This window comes from Amycolatopsis ponsaeliensis (genome assembly GCF_030182635.1).
Taxonomy (GTDB): domain Bacteria; phylum Actinomycetota; class Actinomycetes; order Mycobacteriales; family Pseudonocardiaceae; genus Amycolatopsis; species Amycolatopsis ponsaeliensis.
The window spans coordinates 95,001-110,734 of record NZ_JAPZLD010000022.1 but is presented as its reverse complement, the minus strand read 5'-3'; the positions used below and the strand labels follow the sequence as shown (position 1 = coordinate 110,734).

Below are 15,734 nucleotides of genomic sequence, written 5' to 3'. Positions count from 1 at the left end.
GTAGTTGATCCCCGTCATGACCTCCCCGAGGAGCAGCCCGCCGATGACGATCCCCGCCGCCACCAGCGCGAAAGGGGTCGGTTTCCGGTCGGACCGCGGCCCGGTGCTGATCGCGGTCATGCTGAGCACCGCCCTGGTCGCCCTGGACAGCACGATCATCGCGACCGCCGTCCCGTCGGTGGTTCGCGACCTCGGCGGGTTTTCGCAGTTCCCGTGGCTGTTCTCGGTCTACCTGCTCACCCAGGCGGTCACCGTCCCGCTCTACGGCAAGTTCGCCGACGTGCTCGGCCGCCGCCCGGTGATGTTCTTCGGGATCGCGGCGTTCCTGGTCGGCTCGGTGCTGTGCGGCGCCGCGTGGAGCATGCCGGTGCTGATCGCGGCGCGCGCAGTGCAGGGCATCGGCGCCGGCGCGATCCAGCCGATGTCGATGACGGTGATCGGCGACCTCTACACGGTGGAGGAACGCGCCCGCGTGCAGGGCTACGTCGCGAGCGTGTGGGGCATGGCGTCGGTGGTCGGCCCGACGCTCGGCGGCGTGTTCGCGGAGTACCTGGACTGGCGCTGGATCTTCTTCATCAACCTGCCACTGGGCGCGATCGCCGCCCTGATGCTGTTCCGCAACTTCTCCGAGCGCGTGGAGCGCAAGCCCCACAAGGTCGACTACACGGGCGCGGCACTGCTGACGGTCGGGTGTTCGCTGGTGATCCTGGGCCTGCTCGAAGGCGGCGTGGCGTGGGCGTGGGGGTCGGTGCCGAGCGTGGCGATCTTCGTCGCGGGCGCGGTGCTGCTGGTGGCGTTCGTGCTGGTGGAGAAGCGCGCTGCCGAGCCGGTGCTGCCGCTGTGGGTGTTCACCCGCCGCATCCTGGTGGGCGGCAACCTGCTGGCGGTGGTGGTCGGCGCGATCCTGATGGGGCTGACGTCATACCTGCCGACGTACGCCCAGGGTGTGCTCGGCGCGGGCGCGCTGGTGGCCGGGTTCGCGGTGGCGGCGCTGACGGTCGGCTGGCCGCTGTCGGCGTCCCTGGCGGGCAAGATCTACCTGCGCATCGGCTTCCGCGACACGTCGTTGATCGGCACGGTGTTCGTGGTCGGCGGCGCCGTCCTGGTGGCCCTGCTGGACGCGACGTCGTCGATCTGGTCGGCAGCGCTGGCGGCGTTCGTCCTGGGGTTGGGCCTCGGCCTGACTTCGAGCCCGACGCTGGTGGCGGTCCAGTCGGTGGTGGGCTGGGACCGCCGAGGCGTGGTGACGGCGACGAACCTGTTCAGCAGGTCCTTGGGCAGCGCGGTAGGGGCTGCGGTCTTCGGCGCGATCGCGAACGCGACATTGGCTTCACGGTTCGCTTCACCGCCGGCGGAGGTGGCGGGCAAGTTACCACCGTCCGTGGACGCGACTTCGTTGGTGCTGGGCGGGCATTCGGACTCACCGGTGGCGACGTTCGTCAGGGGCGCCCTGGCGGAGGCTACGCACTACGTGTTCGTCGGATTGCTGGTGGTGGCCGGAGTTTCCGTCGTGGCACTGCTGCTCATGCCACGGAAGGCGGAGCAGCTGGAGTTCTAGCCGGAGGTTTCCGTAAGACGCGCCTCATACTTCTCCCGGCGGTGTCGGACAGTCACATTTCGTCGTTAACCTGCACGGACGCCTAAGCGACGTTCCGGCCTCGATGCCGCCCGGCCGGCACGCGCCCGCAGAGAACCGGGAGACCGCACGTGGCCGATCAGGTCAGGCAGGCTTCAACCGAGACTGAGGAAATCAGTTTGGCCTGGGTGAAGAGTTCCGCAAGCGGCGACGGCGGCAACGACAATTGCACCGAGGTCGCCAGAACGCCCGGCCACGTGCATGTAAGAGACTCGAAGCACCCTGAACCGACGTTGACCTTCAGCCATGAGACCTGGCTGGCGTTCCTCCACATTCATTCCTGACAGAGCCCTGAACGAGCTCGCCCCCGATCCACCCAAACCGGGCTGACCGGGGTTTCTCGACTTCTTCCGTGTGGCAGAACAGAGTTGCCACCACGAGCATCAGGAGCGGAGCGATCATGACCGGTGCGCACCGCCCAGCGGTCAGCCAGCGGAGAGTGCTGGCGGAGATAAGGGAGGCGCGAGAAGCCCTGCATCTCACCCAGAAGGACGTCGCGGAAGCACTGGACTGGTCGGTCTCGAAACTCATCCGCATCGAGGCCGGTACCGTGGGTTTGACGATCACCGATCTGAAGGCTCTCCTGTTGCACTACGGCATCACCGACCGGGACCGCGTCGAGACCTACGTCACGATGACGAAGGCGGGTCGGCAACCAGGCTGGTGGAGCGAGTACAAAAACACCAGCAGCCCGGTTTTCCTCAAATTCCTCGGCCTGGAATCGGCAGCGTTCATCATTCGCCAGTACCAGATGCAGCTCGTCCCGGGCTTGCTCCAGACTCCGGAGTGCACCCGATCTCTGGTGTCGAAAAGCACTGGTGACCCCGAGGTCCAGGCTCGGCGGATCAAGCTCCGCGCCAGTCGGCAAAAATGCCTCATGGACCTCGACAAGGAGCACTTTTTCATCCTCGACGAGTCTGTCCTGCATCGCCGCCTCACCGATGTGAACAGCTGGCGAGCCCAATTACACCGGCTGCGGGAAGTTTCCCGGCAGTCCAACGTGACCGTGCAGATCTTGCCCTTCGAGGCTGGATGGACCGACGGGATGCAGAGCTCTTTCGAGCTGCTCCAGCTGTCCGAGCAGGCCGACGACCTTTTCGTCACCTTGTCACAGCCCAACGGAGACCTGTTCTTCGACGATGTGACCGGTGCCGAGAAGGCCGCCCAGTTCATCCGGATCTTCCACCGCCTGGAAGACGCCGCTCTCACACCCGGGCAGACAGCCGAATTCATCGACAAGATGCTGCTGAAACCGGCGGATTGAGGGGGACACCGATCAGGGAGGCGACAGGCGTCGGCCCACTCGGTCAACGGCCGTGCCGGCGCCCTGCGTGAAGACACCCGCTGCTCAGGGAGGTTCCGATGACCGATGAACCCTGGGTGCGCAGCCCGATCGGAGACCGCGACAAGGACTGGGCGACGCTGATCGGAGACTCCGTCCTCGTCCTCGCGCCGCATATCGCCGCTTTGGCCAGACTCGACGACTTGATCCCGCTCATCGAGGCCGACGATCGGATTCAGCGGGTCTACGCGGTGCCCGAATGTGACACCTGGCCGGACGTCCTCAGTGAGCTCCACGACCGCGGCGAAATCGTCCTTCCCCTGTGGCAAGCCGGCCGGCACGAGCACGGTCTCGTCCTGGCCGGCAGCATTCGCGGCACCGACCAGGTACGCGGACCGGTGATGCTGGTACCCCACGGCGGCGGATTCGGGCAATACCGGTCCTCGCGACCATCGGATCCGGAGGGCCGGGACCCGATCACCGGCTTGCACCCCGACCAGCTGATGCGGGATGGCGAGGTGCGAGCCGAGACGATCGTGCTGACCCACGACCGCGAGCTCGAGCTCCTGACCAGGTTCTGTCCTCAGGCTGTTCCGCACGCCCTCGTCGCCGGCGACATCGCTTTCGACCGGCTCGTCGCGAGCGCACCGTTCCGCGACCACTACCGGAAGGCTCTCGGCGTGCCGGACGACCGCGAAATAGTCCTGGTGACGTCGACGTGGTCACCTCGGTCCGGCTTCGGCAGCAACCCGGACCTCTTCCGGCACATCCTTGACGCACTACCGGGGGACCGCTTCCAGGTGGTCGCCACGTTGCACCCGCAGATCTGGTCACACCACGGCACCGGCCAGGTGCTCGGCTGGCTCTCGGACAGCATCCGCTCGGGGCTCACCGTGCTGGCTCCCCGCACCGACTGGCGCGGCGCGGTCGTCGCCGCCGACTACTTGATGGGCGACTTCACTTCGGTGACCGGATTCGCCGCCGGCCTGGGTACGCCGATCCTGCGGCTCCCTCACGGTCCCCAGCATCTGCTGCCGGGCTCGCCGACCGCGGTTTTGGCCGGACACAGCCCGGGATGGGACCCTGGCCGACCGCTGGTCCCCCAGCTCGGTGCCGCGGTGGAGGCACAGAGCCGCGGACTCCGGGATCGCATCGCCGGCCTGCTGACCTCGTGCCCCGGACAAGCCGGCACGGTCCTGCGAAGCGCCATGTACCGCATGCTGGGTCGGAGTCAACCCGCGCGACGGCAACCGTGGTCGCCCGCACCACTGCCTCGCATCAGCTCCGGACCGCGCTGGTTTCCCCGTGACGAGAGCTGATCACACCTTCGGACCCACACCAGCGTGGCCGGCCGCGGACGGGCGTGGGTGATCGGCGGCGACTGACTGCCGCCGACGATCGGCTCAGTTCTGCAGCGGCACCAGCTCGGCCTGGAACTTCTCCAGGAACCCGTCGAAGTCCCCATGCCCCGGCCGGATCACGAACTTCGACAGCCCCGCCTCGATGTACTGCTCCACCAACCGGCGGGCCTCGGCCCAGCTGGTCGCCACGAGATCCGTCAGCGGGGCGCCGGGACTCCGCCGGGCCGCCATCGCCGCCAGCTCGGCCGGCACACCACGATCCGCCACCAGCAGACTCAACCCGAAGTGGTCCTCCTCGATCTCCCGCCCCGCCTCCGCCGCGGCAGCCTGGATCGCGACAACAGCCTCACGCGCCTGAGCCGGAGTGTGGAAGCTCCCCAGCCACCCATCGGCCAACCGGCCCGTGCGACGCAACGCCGCCGGCGCCGAACCACCAAGCCACACGTCCAAGCGCTTCGCCGGCCGCGGCCCCAGCGACACGTCGGCAACCTGGAAAAAGGAGCCGGAGAACGACACCGAGTCCTCCTCCAGCAGCCGCCGCAACAACACCAGTGACTCGTCGAACACCGCCGCGCGGCGACCGGCCGGCACCGGGAACAGGTCGTGCTCCGTCGCGCGCGCCGGGCGCAGTCCGAACACCGGCAGCACCCGCTTCGGCGCCAGACCCGCCAACGTCAGCAGCTGCTTCGCCACCAGCACCGGATGCCGGCCGGGCAGGATCGCGACGCCCGTGCCGACCTTGAGCTTCGACGTCCTCGCCAGCGCGTGGGCCATGCCGATCATCGGGTCGACCTCGGGCGAGTAGACCAGCTCGGACAGCCACAGCGAGTCGACGCCGGCGCTCTCGAGCCGTTCCGCCAGCCCGGCGAACTCCGCCGGCCCGGTCCCCGCCGCCGGTGCGACGCCCAGCCTGATCTTCAGCACACTGCCCCCTGACGAGTCGGCCCCCGAAGACGACAACGCACCGGGCAAAAGAACATTCCTCAGGCCGTCGCCGCGATGACCCGGGACAGCACGCCGTGGAGCGCCTCCAGTTCGGAGACCTCCATCCCGAGCGTCTCGACGACCTTGTAAGGGATCTTCTCCGCCTCGGCCCGCAACGCCCGCCCCGACTCCGTCAGCTCGACGATCAGCTGACGCTCGTCGGCCCGGCTCCGGCTGCGCGTGACATAACCGAGCGCCTCCAGCCGCTTGAGCAGCGGGGACAGCGTCGCCGGCTCGTGCCTCAGCGACGCGCCCAGGTCCTTCACTGACCGCGGCGACCGCTCCCACAGCGCGAGCATCACCAGGTACTGCGGATGCGTCAGGCCGTACGGCTCCAGCAGCGGCCGGTAGATCGCGATCACGCTGCGCGAAGCCACCGACAGCGCGAAACACACCTGCCGGTCCAGCTTCAGCGGGTCCTCACCCAGGTCGATCATGGCGCGATCCTAACGTGGCCCACGAGACAGTTAGTACACTAACTATTAGTGTACTCTCGACTTCATGGAACGACCTGGTGTCCTTCGCTGGTTCGCCTACTCGGTCGGCGTGCGGCTGCCGGCCCGCTACTCGGACTGGGCCCTGCACGACGCGACGTCCGAACACTGGCGCGCCCGGTACGTGCTGCAGCGCTCGGTCGGCATCGTGCCGCTCTGCGCGGTGTGGCTGCTGCTGCCCGGCTCGATCTGGCTGCGCCTCTCCCTGGTCCTCATGGCGGCGCTCGTCGCGTACTTCTACTCCTGCGCCTACATGGAGGAGAGCATCGAGCACCGGCTCGGCCGGCAGGGCTTCCCGCACGACACCGGCCGCCGCGTCCGCACCGAAGCGGCCGAGGCGAAGAACGCCGAAGCGACGGCCCGCTACATCGCGCGCTACCGGACGCCGTCGGAGGGTTAGCTACAGTCGGGGGACGATGAGACGCAAGCTCCAGCCCCCGATCCCGCCCCGCCACGGGCTGGACCCCGCCCGGCTGAAACTGCCCGACGGCGAGTGGCCGACCCTGCTGGCGCACCTCGTCGAGCGCCTCCCGCGGGTGACGCCGGACCGGATCGAGCAGATGCTGCGCGAGGAGCGCATCCACGGCACCGACGGCCCCCTCGCCGTCGACGAGCCGTACGCGCCCGGGTCGTTCATCTGGTTCCACCGCGACCTGCCGGACGAGGTGCCGGTGCCGTTCGAAATCCGCGTCGTGCACCGCGACGAGCACCTGCTGGTCGTCGACAAGCCGCACTTCCTGGCGACCATCCCGCGCGGGCAGCACATCCTCGAGACGGCGCTCGTGCGGCTGCGCCGCGACCTCGACCTGCCGCACCTCTCCCCCGCGCACCGCCTCGACCGGGTCACCGCCGGGCTGGTGATGTTCGTGATCACGCCGGAGCTGCGCGGGAAGTACCAGACGCTCTTCCGCGACCGGAAGGTCCACAAGGAGTACGAGGCGATCGCGCCGTACGACCCGGCGCTGACGCTGCCGCGGACCGTGCGCAGCCGGATCGTCAAGGAACGCGGGGTGCTGGCCGCGCAGGAGGTCCCGGGCGAGCCGAACGCCGAGACGCACGTCGAGCTGGCCGGGCACCGCGACGGCCTGGGCCGCTACCGGCTGACGCCCTCGACCGGCCGGACGCACCAGCTGCGCGTGCACCTGAGCGGCCTCGGCATCCCGATCCTCGGCGACGACTTCTACCCCGAACTGCGGGAGAAACCGCTCGGCGACTTCACGAAACCCTTGCAGCTGCTGTCCCGGGTCCTTGCCTTCGACGACCCGGTGACCGGGACGCCCCGCCGGTTCACCAGCGGCCTGCGGCTCGCCGCCCGCGACGGCCTCGACGCGTGGGCGGCGCCCCCGGCGTGACACCGGGGACGCCGCCGCCGGCGTCACTGGTGCCAGAACTTGATCCCGCTCCACGTCACCGTGATCGGTCCCGCGCCGCTGGAGGTGCGGTAGCTGCCGAACTTGTCGTAGTAGCTGCCGCTCGGGCTGGAGATGGTCTGCTTCAGCGAACCGTTGATGTACACCTTGTGCGAGCTGCCGACCTGGTTGATCGTGTTGACCCGCACCGACGTGCCGACGGTCGCGCCGCTGCCCAGCGTCGCCCCGCCTTCGACGGCGTACATCCGGCCGCCCTTCTCCACGGCCAGCAGGAAGTACGGCCCGGCGCTCGAACCGTCCCGGAACGTCTGCTTGAGACTGATCCGGGAGCCGGTCATGCTGGTGATCTTGAAGGAGCCCTCGAACTGGTGGGTGCCGCCGGTGTAGGTGACGTACCGGCGTTCCGCCCGCTGTTCACCGCTCGCGGTCGAGCAGGTGAGCTTGAACGTGAGGCCGGAGACGTCGCCGCACCCTTTTTCCTGCGTGTTGAAGCTCGGCGAGTCCGAGATCCAGGACCCGCCGCCGACCTGGGCATCCGCGTTCGGGACCAGGACCGCGAGCCCCGTCACGACCGCCGCGAGCACGCCCGCGCCGCGAAGTCTGCGCACCGTCAACCTCCTGTGTCACTCGAGGCGGCGGTGACCGGAAACAGGTTCAGACCTTTGTCCGGCGTGGGAGTGACTCTACGAGCCCGCGCGACCACGGACAAGACCCACTTCGGCGCCCGGGAGTGTGTCGGAAGTTTTCTCGCGCGGCGCTGTCGAATCCGGCCGTGGCCGTTCGACACACTGGTGAACGCACCCAAGATCGACCTAGGAGCACCGCATGCGCACCCTGATCTCCACCTCGTTCGTCTCCCTCGACGGCGTCGTCGAAGGACCCGGCGGAGAGCCGGGCTACCGGAACTCCGGCTGGACCTTCAAGGACATCGAGTTCGACCCCGCCGCCTACGCCATGAAGGGCACCGAGCAGGAAGAGGCGACGGCACTGCTGCTGGGCCGGGTCAGCTACGAGGCGTTCGCGCCGGTGTGGCCGGGCATGACGGTCGAGTTCGCGGGCTACAACGCGATGCCGAAGTACGTCGTGTCGACCACGCTCCAGGAGTCCGACCTGGTGACGAACTGGGGCGAGACGACCATCCTCCGGTCCCTCGACGACGTCGCCGCGCTCAAGCAGACCGAAGGCGGGCCGATCATCATCAACGGCAGCGCGGCGCTGAACCGAGCGCTCGCCGACGCCGGCCTGGTCGACCGCTACCACCTGCTGGTGTTCCCGGTCCTGCTCGGCGCGGGCAAGCGGCTGTTCGGCGAGACCGACAAGGACAAGCAGGCCCTGAAGCTCGTCGAGAGCGAGTCCTACGGCAACGGGATCCAGAAGCTCGTCTACGACGTGATTCACTAGAACAGGTGTTCGATCTTGGTGTAGGCTGGGGACCATGAACGCGGGTCTCCAGTCTTCCCTGTTCGGCACCGAGGGCGCGATCGCGCTGCGTCCGCTCGCGCCCGAGCGGACCGACCTCGGCTCCGGCGCGTGGGTCGACATCCAGCCGGGCTGGCTCGAAGGCGCCGACGAGCTGTTCGCGGCGCTGGTCGAGGGCGTGCCGTGGCAGGCGGAGAAGCGGAAGATGTACGACCGGGTCGTCGCCGTGCCGCGGCTGCTGAGTTACTACCGCGAGAACGTGCCGCTCCCCCACCCCGCGCTGGTCGCGGCGCGGGACGCGTTGAGCAAGCACTACCTGCGGGAGCTGCGCGAGCCGTTCCGCACGGCGGGCCTGTGTTATTACCGCGACGGCCGCGACAGCGTGGCCTGGCACGGCGACCGCATCGGGCGAGGAGCCCGCGAGGACACGATGATCGCGATCCTCTCGGTCGGCGCGGCGCGCAATTTGGCGTTGCGCCCGCGGGGTGGTGGCGGCAAGACGTTGGCGCGACCGTTGGGCCATGGGGATTTGTTGGTGATGGGTGGGAGCTGCCAGCGGACCTGGGAGCATTCGATCCCGAAGACGGCCAAGCCTGTCGGGCCGCGGATCAGCATCCAGTTCCGGCCCCGCGGAGTGAACTGAGCCCAGCCGCGATTTCCGGCCGGGGGCCGGGGGCCGGGGGCCGGGGGCCGGGGGCCGGGGGCCGGGGGCCGGGGATCAAATCACAGGTCGGGCGCGCCGGCCTAGCGTTGATCGTGCGAGTTCCGGTCTCAATCACGCCAGTCTCAGCCTGTTCGCGCGAGTTCCGCCCCCGATCACGCGAGTTCTGGCCCCAGTCACGCAAGTTCCGCCTTCAAGCACGCGAGCATCGGCCTCAAGCACGCCGATCCCGGCACCGATCCGGCGAGTACCGGCTCTGGCGATCCACGCGCACCACGTCGAGCGGCGGCCGGCCGCGGCGGGTCATCCCGCACTGAGACGTCAGTCCACCAGTACCGGCAGCTCATCCAGACCGTACACAATGGACACCTTGCGGAACGAAAGCTCCTCCGCCGGCACCGCCAGCCGCAAGTTCGGGAAACGCCGGACCAGCGCCGGGTACGCCGTGCGCAGCTCCATCCGGGCCAGCTCCGCGCCGATGCAGCGGTGGATTCCGTAACTGAACGCCAGGTGCGACGTCGGCTCGCGGCCAGCGTCGAACTTCTCCATGTCCGTGCCCAGCTTCGGGTCGCGGTCCGCGGCCGACAGGGACACCAGCACGATGTCGCCCTCGCTGATCCGCACGCCGGCGATCTCCATGTCCTCCTTGGCGAACCGCGGGAACGCCATCTGCACCACCGTCAGGTAGCGCAGCAGCTCCTCGACGAACCGGTGCACGGACTGCTCGTCGCCGCGGACCGCGTCGAACGCCTTCTCGTCGCGCAGCAGCACCAAAGCGCCGAGCGCGAGCATGCTGGCCGTGGTCTCCAAGCCGCCGGTGAGCACGCCGTCGGCGAGGCCGGCCAGCTCGCGGTCGGAGATCTCGTCGCCGTGCTCCTTGATCAGCATGCCGAGCAGGCCGTCGCCGGGCTCCTCGCGCTGCTTCTTCACGATGTCGAGCAGGTAGGTCAGCGACTCCGACATCGCGCCGAGTGACGCGCTCGCGCCGCCGAAGAGGTCGAAGCGCGCGGTGCCCAGCCGCTGGAAGTCCTCGCGGTCCTCGTAGGACACGCCGAGCAGCTCACAGATAGTCAACGACGGGATCGGCAGCGCGAACGCCTGCCACAGGTCAACCGGGCCCTCGGTCTTGGCCATCGCGTCGAGCTGTTCGGTGACGATCTCGTCGATGCGCGGGGTCAGGCGGTTGAGCCGGCGCATCGTGAACTCCGGCGTGAGCAGCTTGCGCAACCGGGTGTGCACGGGCGGGTCCGCGAACCCCAGGCCGCCCGGGTTCTGGTCCTCGGTCACCCCGGCGCTGCCCACCAGGTTGGTGAAGTCGGTGGAGAACTCCGTCACCTTGCCGAGCACGGCCTTCGCCTCGTCGTAACCGGTGACCAGCCAGGCGTTCATCCCGAACGGCAGGTCGAGCTTGCTGATCGGCGCCTCGGCCCGGATCGCGCCGATCTCGGCGACCGGGTCGAGGCTGTCGCGCCTCAGCGGCATCAGCGCCGATTCGGGCAGGAAGGACGACATCTTCTCGAGGTCGAAGCCCTTTTTCGACTGACGCGCGAGATACCGACGCCCGACCCAGCCCAGGACCCGTGAGCGGAGACTCCCCATGTACCCGACAGTACCGCACTAGCCCGATCGGGTGAGGCGCGGCGAGAGCTGTTTCACCTCCGCGGCGGGAGCTCCCGGTTCTCGATGATCAGCCCGTGCTCGCTCGCGACGTAGTGGAAGTACGGCCGGCCGAGGTCGTCGGACCCGGCGAACGACGTACGCGAACGGCCGTCGGCCTCGGTGTTGACGCCGTTCGTGCGGGCCAGCACGCCGGAGGAGCTCAGCCACTCCGTGGACGCGCGGACCGGCCACCAGCGCCGGCCGTCGCCCGTCAGGTCGGCCAAGGTCTGCGTCATCTCGGCCGAGCCGGAGATCCGCAGGTTCTGGTCGTCGGTGATGTTCGCGGTCGCGTCGGTGGTCAGCGGGTAGGACCACGTGTGCCGGGCCGCCGAGCGCACCCGTCCGTCCACAGTGGACGTCGATGTCTGCTGCCCCGAGTCGCCCTGCACGACGTGCTGGGTGAAGCCGCCACCGGTGACGTCGTCGGTGTTGCGGTAGTCGCGGGTGCGCTCGACGCGGGTGTACACGCGCCCCGCCGAGGTGTCGACGTAGCCCGCGGTCACGTCGTGGCGCTTCGCCGTCACCGTCACGTTCACCCCATCGGGGATGTCTTTCACCGTCGTCTGCCGCGTCGGCGCGGCGGCGACGTCGTGCTGGGTCAGGGCGCCGGAAGTCTGCGCGGCTTTTTTGTCGGTGTAGAGCAGTAGCGTCGGCACGACGGTGAACTCACCGCCGATGTCCGGGAAGGAGAAGGAGAGATCATGCGCACCGCCGTCCACGAGCCGGCCCGCGAACGGCGTGATGTCGTAGGTTTCGGAGTGCAGGCTGAAGGTGTCGATCGCGACGATCGGCCGCCACAGCTGCGGCACGATCCCGCCGGAGTAGATGTGCGGGAAGGTGAACGCGCTGCCGGCGGGCGTCCCGTCGAGCGCGAAGTTCGCTTCGCGGTACGGGCCCTTGCCGCAGAGCCCGGCCGCCGGGTACTTCGCCGACACCGCGTCCGGGACGTCGTCGAACCACTGCTCGTCGCAGGCGTGGCCTTCGAGCGTCACCTCGAGGTAGGCGCGGGTGATGTTGCGCGGCAGGTCCTTGGCCGTGAAGTGCACGGTGGGCGCCGCGGGTGTCGCGTCGACGTGCCCGAAGCCGGCGACGTGGTCGGCGGTCTCGGGCGCGGGGTGCTTGCGGTCGGCCTGGTAGTAGGTGAGCGTCACGGTCTGGGCGTAGACACCGGTGTAGACCGGCGAGTTGTAGTTCTCGATGCCGCCGTGGAACGGCTGCGGCGTGCGCAGCAACGCGGCGTACGGCGTCAGGTCCTTGTCGAAGTGGTAGGTGATCGGGCGGTTGCCCTCGCCGCTGGGCTCCTCCGTGGTCCCCCACCAGACCTCGGTCGCGCCGATCCGCAGGTCGCCGATCCGGTCGTACTGGCGGCCGCCGACGGTGACCGTCTGGTCCATCACGACCTTCGCCCACGGCCCGGCGCACGCCTTCGGCGGCGTGAGCGTGCCCTCGTAGAACTGCGGGGTGCCGTCGGCGGCGTTGGAGCGAAAGGCGTCGGCGAGCGTGACGGTGCAGTGCGGGGTGTCCGGCCGCGTGACCGCGGGCGCGGCCGCCACCGGGTCGTCGGTGTCGTGCTCGAGCACGGGATCGGCCGAGGCGACCGCCCCGGCGAACACCCACGTCAGCACCACGGACAGGACGATCGTGAAGATCCGCACCCGGACTCCTCCCAGTGGCAGGCACACCGCTGCGCAGCCTAGTGCGGTAATCGTGCGACGAACGGCGGGAAAGCGTGAGAGGCTCGGCACCCGAATCGGGAGGAACCGGACATGACAGCCGCCGTCATCGGGCGGGCCCACCCCGCCGCCGCGCTGCGGGCCGAGCTCGACCGGGCCGTGGCGAGCCACGGCGGCCTGGTCCTGGTCACCGGCGAGGCCGGAATCGGCAAGACGACGCTCGTCACCGGGCTGGCCGACGACGCGCGTCGGCGCGGTGCACTGGTGCTGACCGGCGCCTGCTGGGACTCCGACAGCGCGCCCGGGTACTGGCCGTGGGTGCAGGTGCTGCGCGCGCTGCGGCGGGAGCTGCCGGCCGAGGAGTGGGCGCGGGCCGACACGGCGACACTGTCGGCGCTGCTCGGCGAGTCGGCGGGCGCCCCGGCCGAGGACGGCTTCCGGCTGCACGACGCGGTCACGACCGCGCTGGCCGCGGCGGCGCACGACCGCCCGGTCGTCGTGGTGCTCGACGACCTGCACTGGGCCGACGCGGCGTCGCTGCGGCTGCTGGAGTTCGCCGCGCGGCACACGTGGTTCGAACGGCTGCTCCTCGTCGGCGCGTACCGCGACGTCGAGGTCGAAGCCCCCGGCCACCCGCTGCGCGAGCTCGTCCTGCCGCTGGTGGCGAAGGCGACCACGGTGACGCTGACCGGGCTCGCGCCGGACGAGGTGGCCGAGCTGATGAGCCGCACCGCCGGCACCGAGCCGGACCCCGCGCTGGCCGCCGAGGTGCACCTGCGGACCGGCGGCAACCCGTTCTTCGTCGAGCAGACCGCGCGGCTCTGGCACAGCGGCAGCCCGGTGTCGGCCGTCGCGCCCGGGGTCCGGGATGCCTTGCAGCGGCGGCTTTCCCTGCTGCCGGCGCCGGTCACCCGGTTGCTGACCGACGCCGCGGTGCTGGGCCGGGAGTTCCACCGCCGGATCCTCGCGGCGCTGGCCGGGGCGCCGGTGCCGGAGATCGACCAGCTGCTGGCCCGCGCGGCCGCGGCGCGGCTGGTCACCGCGCTCGGCGACGGCCGGTTCGCCTTCGCCCACGACCTCGTGCGCGAGTCGCGGTACGCCGAGCTGGACCCGGCCGAGGTCCGGCGAAGACACGCCGCGGTCGTCCGCGCGCTGGACGCGGCACCCGACCTGGTGCCGCTGGTGTTCGCGGCCGACCGAGCCCGGCACGCGTACCTCGCCGGCGACGAGGTCGAGCCGGCTCGCGTGGCCGAGCTGCTGGTGGCCGCGGCGCGGGACGCGAGCGCGCGGCTGGCGAACGACGAGGCAGTCGGCCACTACCGGCGGGCGCTGGACCGGGCGGCCGAACCGCGGCGGCGGGTCGTGATCGCGCTCGACCTCGGCACCATGCTGAGCCGCTGCGGCGACGTCGAAGAGGCGTGGCGCGTCTTCGACGAGGCCGTCGCGCTGGTGCGTGAACTCGACGACGACGCGTTGCTCGTGCGGGCCGCACTCACCCTGTCCCGCACCGCGCCGACCGGGGCCCGCCTCGACCTGACGTCGGATCTGCTGGTGGCGGCGCACGAACGGCTGGCGGGCAAGCCGGCGGAGCCGCTGTCGCTCGACCGCGTCACGCTGGAGCTGACGGCGCGGGCCGCGGTGCTGGCGCGCGACGGTGACGACGACCAGGAGCTGTCGTTCACGCTGTGGGCACGTCACGACCTGATCTGGGGTCCGGGCAGCGCGCGGGAGCGGGAGCGGCTGACCGACGAGCTGGCCGTGCTGGCGCGGCGGACGGGCGATCGCGAGAACGAGTTCTTCGCGTCGTCACTGAAGTGGGTCGCGCTGCTGGAGCAGGGCGATCCGCGCTACCTCGAGCAGTACCGGGCGTTCCAGGGGCTGACGGCCGGCAGCGGCCTGCCCGGCGCCGAGTTCGCGGCTCTGCTGGACCGGAGCATCGTCGGCGCGCTGCGCGGCCGCTTCGCCGAGGCGCACGCGGATCTCGACCGCGTCGAGGCGACGTACGGCCGCGAGTTCGGGTACATGGTGGACCAGGTGCGTTGGAGCTACCTACTGCTGCAGGGCCGGTTCGACGATCTGGCGGCGCACACCGCACGGCTGGCCGCCGGCGACCACCCGCACCCGGACCTGCTGGCGGCACTGGCGGCGGTCCGGCAAGGGGACGCGAGCCGCGAGGTAGCAGGGCCGTTCTCCCGCGAATTCGCCCCGATGTGGCTGCGCTACCAGGCCCAGGCGGCCGCCCTGACCGGTGACCGTGCTCGGTGCGAGGAGGTCCTGGCCGAGCTCACGCCGTATTCCGGCGAGTGGCTGGTGGCGTTGTACGGCTGCGAGATCAGCGGGCCGGTCGACCTCTGGGCCGGGCTCCTCGAAGCCGCCCTCGGCCGCCGGGACGCGGCGATCGAGCGGCTGACCGCCGCTGCGGCGTCGGCGGACCGGATGCGCCTGCGCCCGTGGGCGGCGGAGATCCGCGCCCGCCTCGCGACGGTGCTGTCCGAACGCGACGCCCCCGGCGACGCGGACCGCGCGGCCGCGTTGACGGCGGCGGTCCGCGCGGAGGCGTCGGAGCTGGGCATGACGCACCTCGCCGTCCCGCCGCCGGTCCGGTTGCCGGCTCCGGCCGACGAGTTCCGCCGCACGGACGAGGTGTGGACGTTGCGGTTCGCGGGCCGCGAGGTCCGGGTGCCGGACACGAAAGGCTTACGGGACCTGCACATCCTGCTCAGCTCCCCCGGCGCCGAGATCCCCGCGGTCCGCCTGCTCGCCCCGGAAGCCGGAGAGACGGCAGTGGCGGCGCGGAGTCTGGGCGGTGACCCGGTCCTCGACGAGACGGCGAAGTCGGTGTACCGCCGCCGCCTCGACCACCTCGACGCCGAGATCGACGAAGCCACGGCCCTCGACAACGACAGGCGCGCGGCGGAGCTGGATCGCGAACGCGAGGCGCTGCTGGCGGAGTTGCGCACGGCAGCGGGCCTGGGCGGCCGGACCCGCCGTCTCGGCGACGAGGCGGAGCGAGCCCGCAAAGCGGTGACGGCCCGCATCCGCGACACGCTCCGCAAACTGGCGGACGCGCACCCGGAGCTGGCCGAGCATCTCAACGCGACGGTCACGACCGGTTCGTCGTGCCGCTATGCCCCGGAGCCCGAAATACGCTGGCGCCTGTGAAGCCGTAACAGTTACGCCCCGCGGGCGACCCAG

Annotated in this window: 14 protein-coding genes; 9 read left to right on the top strand and 5 right to left on the bottom strand. The window is 70.3% G+C overall.

Going from position 1 to position 15,734, the window contains the following annotated elements:
• Window positions 1–43: 43 nt before the first annotated feature.
• The 4 genes from QQ657_RS30130 to QQ657_RS30115 all read left to right on the top strand — a co-directional run bounded on the left by QQ657_RS30130 (window position 44) and on the right by QQ657_RS30115 (window position 4,237).
• Entirely contained in the window at window positions 44–1,558 is a 1,515-nt protein-coding gene (locus tag QQ657_RS30130; RefSeq protein ID WP_284745639.1) for an MDR family MFS transporter, read from the top strand.
• A 149-nt stretch (window positions 1,559–1,707) separates the two neighbouring features.
• Window positions 1,708–1,920: a DUF397 domain-containing protein gene (locus QQ657_RS30125; RefSeq protein WP_284745638.1), complete on the top strand. Its 213-nt coding sequence runs from the start codon at window positions 1,708–1,710 to the stop codon at window positions 1,918–1,920.
• Between the two features lie 116 nt (window positions 1,921–2,036).
• Window positions 2,037–2,900 carry a helix-turn-helix domain-containing protein gene (locus QQ657_RS30120; RefSeq protein WP_284745637.1) on the top strand — a complete coding sequence of 288 codons (864 nt, stop codon included), beginning with the start codon at window positions 2,037–2,039 and terminating at the stop codon, window positions 2,898–2,900.
• A gap of 98 nt (window positions 2,901–2,998) precedes the next feature.
• Window positions 2,999–4,237, top strand: a complete 1,239-nt coding sequence (locus QQ657_RS30115; RefSeq protein WP_284745636.1) for a hypothetical protein — start codon at window positions 2,999–3,001, stop codon at window positions 4,235–4,237.
• Window positions 4,238–4,321: 84 nt separating this feature from the next.
• Here QQ657_RS30115 and QQ657_RS30110 read toward each other — a convergent pair whose 3' ends face one another.
• A complete protein-coding gene (locus QQ657_RS30110) occupies window positions 4,322–5,203 on the bottom strand; it encodes a TIGR03854 family LLM class F420-dependent oxidoreductase (RefSeq protein WP_284745635.1) in 882 nt (293 codons plus the stop codon).
• A 59-nt stretch (window positions 5,204–5,262) separates the two neighbouring features.
• On the bottom strand, window positions 5,263–5,700 hold the full coding sequence (locus QQ657_RS30105; protein WP_284745634.1) for a MarR family winged helix-turn-helix transcriptional regulator: 438 nt from the start codon (window positions 5,698–5,700) through the stop codon (window positions 5,263–5,265).
• Between the two features lie 64 nt (window positions 5,701–5,764).
• Here QQ657_RS30105 and QQ657_RS30100 point away from each other — a divergent pair, with 64 nt between their 5' ends.
• On the top strand, window positions 5,765–6,157 hold the full coding sequence (locus tag QQ657_RS30100) for a DUF5313 domain-containing protein (protein WP_284745633.1): 393 nt from the start codon (window positions 5,765–5,767) through the stop codon (window positions 6,155–6,157).
• Between the two features lie 16 nt (window positions 6,158–6,173).
• Complete coding sequence (locus QQ657_RS30095) at window positions 6,174–7,109, top strand: RluA family pseudouridine synthase (protein WP_284745632.1); 936 nt, start codon at window positions 6,174–6,176, stop codon at window positions 7,107–7,109.
• Window positions 7,110–7,132: 23 nt separating this feature from the next.
• Here the strand turns inward: QQ657_RS30095 and QQ657_RS30090 are convergent, their stop codons facing one another.
• Entirely contained in the window at window positions 7,133–7,711 is a 579-nt protein-coding gene (locus tag QQ657_RS30090) for a hypothetical protein (RefSeq protein WP_284745706.1), read from the bottom strand.
• A 241-nt stretch (window positions 7,712–7,952) separates the two neighbouring features.
• On the opposite strand from QQ657_RS30090, the gene QQ657_RS30085 reads away from it, so the two are divergent.
• A complete protein-coding gene (locus QQ657_RS30085; protein ID WP_284745631.1) occupies window positions 7,953–8,528 on the top strand; it encodes a dihydrofolate reductase family protein in 576 nt (191 codons plus the stop codon).
• Between the two features lie 34 nt (window positions 8,529–8,562).
• Entirely contained in the window at window positions 8,563–9,189 is a 627-nt protein-coding gene (locus QQ657_RS30080; RefSeq protein WP_284745630.1) for an alpha-ketoglutarate-dependent dioxygenase AlkB, read from the top strand.
• 339 nt (window positions 9,190–9,528) lie between these two features.
• On the opposite strand, the gene QQ657_RS30075 is transcribed toward QQ657_RS30080, so the two are convergent.
• Together QQ657_RS30075 and QQ657_RS30070 are read right to left on the bottom strand one after the other, a co-directional pair.
• Complete coding sequence (locus tag QQ657_RS30075) at window positions 9,529–10,806, bottom strand: cytochrome P450 (RefSeq protein ID WP_284745629.1); 1,278 nt, start codon at window positions 10,804–10,806, stop codon at window positions 9,529–9,531.
• Between the two features lie 53 nt (window positions 10,807–10,859).
• Complete coding sequence (locus tag QQ657_RS30070; protein ID WP_284745628.1) at window positions 10,860–12,521, bottom strand: peptide-N4-asparagine amidase; 1,662 nt, start codon at window positions 12,519–12,521, stop codon at window positions 10,860–10,862.
• A 111-nt stretch (window positions 12,522–12,632) separates the two neighbouring features.
• Here QQ657_RS30070 and QQ657_RS30065 point away from each other — a divergent pair, with 111 nt between their 5' ends.
• Window positions 12,633–15,701 carry an AAA family ATPase gene (locus tag QQ657_RS30065; protein WP_284745627.1) on the top strand — a complete coding sequence of 1,023 codons (3,069 nt, stop codon included), beginning with the start codon at window positions 12,633–12,635 and terminating at the stop codon, window positions 15,699–15,701.
• The last annotated feature ends 33 nt before the right edge of the window (window positions 15,702–15,734 follow it).